Annotated in this window: 4 protein-coding genes and 1 pseudogene; 2 read left to right on the top strand and 3 right to left on the bottom strand. The window is 66.6% G+C overall.

The features are described 5' to 3' along the window. Positions 1 to 163: thioredoxin family protein (locus tag AC2VOK_RS20810; RefSeq protein ID WP_428902137.1), on the top strand; the 163-nt coding region annotated here is incomplete at its 5' end. Positions 164 to 295: 132 nt separating this feature from the next. After that, complete coding sequence (locus AC2VOK_RS20815; protein ID WP_343709130.1) at positions 296 to 1516, top strand: N-acetylmuramoyl-L-alanine amidase; 1221 nt, start codon at positions 296 to 298, stop codon at positions 1514 to 1516. On the opposite strand, the gene AC2VOK_RS20820 is transcribed toward AC2VOK_RS20815, so the two are convergent. The 3 genes and pseudogenes from AC2VOK_RS20820 to AC2VOK_RS20830 all read right to left on the bottom strand — a co-directional run. After that, on the bottom strand, positions 1513 to 2265 hold the full coding sequence (locus AC2VOK_RS20820) for an acetyltransferase (RefSeq protein ID WP_428902135.1): 753 nt from the start codon (positions 2263 to 2265) through the stop codon (positions 1513 to 1515). The two genes, AC2VOK_RS20815 and AC2VOK_RS20820, sit on opposite strands and share 4 nt — an antisense overlap. A gap of 276 nt (positions 2266 to 2541) precedes the next feature. After that, positions 2542 to 3528: a ParB/RepB/Spo0J family partition protein gene (locus tag AC2VOK_RS20825; protein WP_428902136.1), complete on the bottom strand. Its 987-nt coding sequence runs from the start codon at positions 3526 to 3528 to the stop codon at positions 2542 to 2544. Between the two features lie 25 nt (positions 3529 to 3553). Further along, a pseudogene (locus AC2VOK_RS20830) lies at positions 3554 to 4441 on the bottom strand (ParA family protein); the annotation flags it as partial. Positions 4442 to 4648 lie beyond the last annotated feature (207 nt).

Here is a 4648-nt window from a genome sequence, read left to right on the forward strand (position 1 = left end):
CGACGTGGACGCCAACCCGCAGACCGCCGCGCAGTTCCAGGTGGTGTCCATCCCCACCATGATCCTGTTCAAGGACGGAGACCCGGTGAAGCGAATCGTCGGGGCCAAGGGCAAAGCCGCGCTGTTGCGTGAGCTTTCCGGCGTGGTTCCAGGTCTCGACTGATCGGAACTTCTTGCCGCTGCGCGCCTCGCGCTTCGCCTGGGGTTTTCGGGAAATCGAGAAGTATCTGCGACAATCACCTTGGATTGTCACCCTGAATCGAGCCTGTCACACCGCCACGAAGGGCCCCTTGGTATGCCGAATCCGCGCCGCGCAGACAGCGACGCGCTGCGCCGTGGTGACCGCAGCCCGGCTGTCACCGAGATCCGGGCCACACTAGCGACGCTGGGACTGCTCGACGACTCCGAGGAAGAAGCAACGACGGGCCGGCACGTGCCCCTGGAGCTCTTCGACGCCGAACTCGACCACGCCGTGCGCGCATTCCAGCAACATCGCGGACTCCTGGTGGACGGCGTCGTCGGCGAAGCCACTTATCGCGCGTTGAAGGAAGCGTCCTACCGACTGGGCGCGCGCACCCTGTATCACCAATTCGGCGCTCCGCTCTACGGTGACGACGTCGCCACGTTGCAGGCCCGGCTGCAAGACCTCGGCTTCTACACCGGCCTGGTCGACGGCCACTTCGGGTTGCAGACCCACAACGCGTTGATGTCGTACCAGCGGGAGTACGGTCTTGCCTCCGACGGCATCTGCGGACCGGAAACGTTGCGGTCCTTGTACTTTCTGAGTTCGCGCGTCACGGGCGGTTCGCTGCACGCGATCCGCGAGGAAGAATTGGTCCGCCGGTCGGGCCCCAAACTGTCGGGTAAGCGAATCATCATCGACCCGGGCCGCGGCGGTGCGGACCACGGATTGATCTCGCAGGGCCCGTCCGGCCCTATCAGCGAATCAGATGTGTTGTGGGACTTGGCGAGCCGACTCGAAGGGCGTATGACCGCCATCGGCATGGAGACCTTCCTGTCGCGGCCGACCAACTGCAGTCCGTCAGACGCGGAACGCGCCGCGACCGCCAACAACGTCGGTGCCGACCTGATGATCAGCCTGCGCTGCGAAAGCCAGCCCAACTCCGCGGCCAACGGTGTGGCCTCGTTCCACTTCGGGAACTCTCACGGTTCGGTCTCCACGATCGGCCGCAACCTCGCCGACTTCATACAGCGGGAAGTGGTGGCGCGCACTGGATTACGCGATTGCCGCACCCATGGCCGGACCTGGGACCTGTTGCGGCTGACCCGGATGCCGACCGTTGAGGTCGACGTCGGTTACATCACCAACCCGCGAGACCGCGCTATGCTGATCTCGACCCAGACCCGCGACGCCATCGCAGAAGGAATCCTCGCGGCAGTCAAGCGGCTCTATCTGCTCGGCAAGAACGACCGCCCGACCGGCACATTCACTTTCGCGGAGTTGCTGGCCCACGAATTAGCCGTGGAGCGGGCCGCCCGGCTCGGCGGCTCCTAACCGCACTCGCCGCTGCCCACCGTGTTGGTGATCGTGGCTCCCACCCCAACCGGTTGCGGCAATTGGGCGCTCGCGAGCAGCCGTTCCAGCGCCGCCTCGACCTCGGCCTTCCATCCGAGGTCCTTGTCGAGTTCGAGTCGCAGCCGCGGGAAATAGCGATGTGGGGCGACCACCACGAACCCGGCTTCTGTCAAGAAGTCCGCATCGATGACGCAATGTTCGACCGAACAGTCCCCGAGGGCTTCCAAAACCGGGCGCACGTTGGCGTCGACCATTCGCGGATCCTGTAATTCCGCGGCCGCCTTCGTGCGGCCGAACGCCTCCAGCGCGCGGACACCACGCCGGACCAACTCGTCGATCACCCCGGCGATGAGCCCGTGCGGAAGGTCGTCCGAAGCCCACCCCGCCTCGATGCCCATGGAGGTCAGCAGCACGGCGTCCGCGGACACCGGTGCGGTGGGAAACCGCTGCGCGCGCGGCACGGCCCGCGGCGGGGCGTAGAGGACGTATCCGACGCAGGGCAGTTCGGTGTTGCCGTGCTCGGCCACGAACGGCGCAGCGATCTGACCGCACGAACCCCATTCCAGCATCACCATCGAGAGCCAGGCTTCCTTCTCGAATTCAGGGTCGGCCAGATGGTCCTGGGTACCCAGGGTGGCAGGGTCGACCTCCCAGAAGACGCAGCGGCGCGCATGCTTGGGGAGCTGCTCGAAATCTTCGAGCCGCAGTGGCGTGATTCGAGCAGACACAAGCCTCCTGGCTTCCGTGCGTTACTGCAATCCGCTGCGGTCGCGTGCACCGGCAACCCCTCCAGAATAGGAGAGATGACGGTCATCGGGCCAGTATTGGGCCCCCCACCCGAGTGGCGTTGGCAACAGCACCGCCCGCGGGGCGACGGGGGCGTGATCAAAGGCGAAACAGCTTGGGCTCCAACGTGTTCAGCCAGGACCCCTTCCCAGAAGCCCCTCGTTCGGCGTCGCGCAGCCGCATGGCGTCACAGTGACGTAATTACACCGTGCCTGCGGTCATGGCTGCGAAGGGGTCATCGCGTCGACGATTCGCTGCAGATCCTCCACCGAACCGAATTCCACGACGATCTTGCCCTTGCGCTTGCCGAGGCTCACCGTCACCCGCGTGTCGAAGACATTCGACAGCCGCTCGGCGACGTCCTGAAGACCCGGCATCTGAATGGGCTTTCGCCGCTGCGGTGCAGGCGCGGGAGTGGCGCCACGATTGGCCAGGGTGACGGCCTCCTCCGTCGCCCGCACCGACAGGCCCTCGGCGACGATCCGGCCGGCCAGTTCCTCCTGTGCCTCGGCACCCGCCTCCAACGACAGCAACGCCCGTGCATGGCCGGCCGACAGTACCCCGGCCGCGACTCGGCGCTGCACCGCGATCGGCAACTTGAGCAACCGGATCATGTTGGTGATCAGCGGGCGGGAGCGTCCGATCCGCGAGGCCAGTTCGTCGTGGGTGACCCCGAACTCGTCGAGTAGCTGCTGGTAGGCCGCCGCCTCTTCCAGCGGATTCAACTGCACGCGATGGATGTTTTCCAAGAGTGCGTCGCGCAGCAGGTTGTCGTCGCCGGTGTCCCGCACGATCGCCGGCACGGTGGCCAGTCCGGCCTCCTGGGCTGCGCGCCAGCGGCGCTCCCCCATCACGATCTGGTAGCGCGCGCCGCTGTCCGACGCGGTCGCCGCCCGCACCACGATCGGCTGCAGTAGGCCGAACTCCCGAATCGAGTGCACCAGCTCGGCCAGCGCCTCTTGGTCGAAGACCTGCCGCGGTTGACGCGGATTGGGCTCGATGTCGCCCGGCGCGATCTCGCGGTACACCGCGCCCATCGGTGCGGCGGCCCCCTGCGTCGTGCCCCCGATCAGGACATCGGCGGCGGCGTCACCCATCCGCGGCCCGAGGGTCGCTCGCCCGGTGTCGCTGTCCGCGGGACCGGTCGGGATCAACGACGCGAGACCTCGGCCGAGTCCGCCCTTTTTCCGTACCGGCTGTGTCATGGTCGTCCCTTCACCGATGGTTCCTTCACGAATGGGGGGTGTCGCGCTGAGCCAGTTCGCGGCTGGCATCGAGGTAGCTCATCGCCCCTCGGGAGCCGGGGTCGTAGTCGATGATCGTCATGCTGTAGCCGGGTGCCTCGGAGACCTTCACGCTGCGCGGAATCACCGTGCGCAACACCTTATCCCCGAAGTAGCGGCGTACCTCGGCCGCGACCTGGTCGGCCAGCTTGGTCCGCCCGTCGTACATGGTCAGGACCACGGTGGTCACCTCAAGCGCCGGATTCAGATGGGCCTTCACCATCTCGATATTGCGCATCAGCTGTGACACGCCCTCCAGCGCGTAGTACTCGCACTGGATCGGGATCATCACTTCCGGTGCGGCAACGAGTGCATTGATCGTCAGCAACCCCAGCGAGGGCGGGCAGTCGATGAAGACGTAGTCGAAGTCGAAGTCGCCGAGCGCGGCGAGCGCGGTCCGCAGCCGGTTCTCGCGCGCCACCATGCTCACCAACTCGATCTCGGCCCCGGCCAGATCGATCGTCGCCGGGACGCAAAACAGTCGATCGCTGTGCGGACTCTGCTGCAACGCCTCCCCCAACGACACGTCGCCGAGCAGCACCTCGTACGACGACGGTGTGCCCGACTGCCGATCGGCGATGCCCAGCGCCGTGCTCGCATTGCCCTGAGGGTCGAGGTCGATGACGAGGGTCTTGAGTCCCTGCACCGCGAGCGCAGCGGCGAGGTTGACCGCGGTCGTGGTTTTGCCAACCCCACCCTTTTGGTTGGCGACCGTGAAGAGCCGGCGCCCCTTCGGCCGGCGCAGCGGCGCGTAGGTCGTGTGCAGCACCCGCATGGCGCGTTCCGCCGCGGCACCGATCGGAGTGTCGAAGTCGTCGGATGTTTCACGTGAAACCATCGCACTGCCCGCCGTTTCCTCTACCGGAGCCGCCGGCTCCTGAACCGACTCCTGAACCGCGACGGAAGGCGCAGCCGTCGCGCGACCTCGAGGAGACCTCATCCCGTACTCCCGGTGCGGAACCGCGCCGACCGGTGGTGCGGCTGCGTCCCGCGCCGCGCTACCACCACGGTTGCCGGCTGACGCAAGAAGGTCGCGCCACAT

The organism is Mycobacterium sp. TH-M116 (assembly GCF_057473685.1).

Bases quoted from the DNA above. Each gene is read 5' to 3' on its own strand.
- AC2VOK_RS20815 (WP_343709130.1), top strand. From the start codon at position 296: ATGCCGAATCCGCGCCGCGCAGACAGCGACGCGCTGCGCCGTGGTGAC.
- AC2VOK_RS20825 (WP_428902136.1), bottom strand. From the start codon at position 3,528: ATGACACAGCCGGTACGGAAAAAGGGCGGACTCGGCCGAGGTCTCGCG.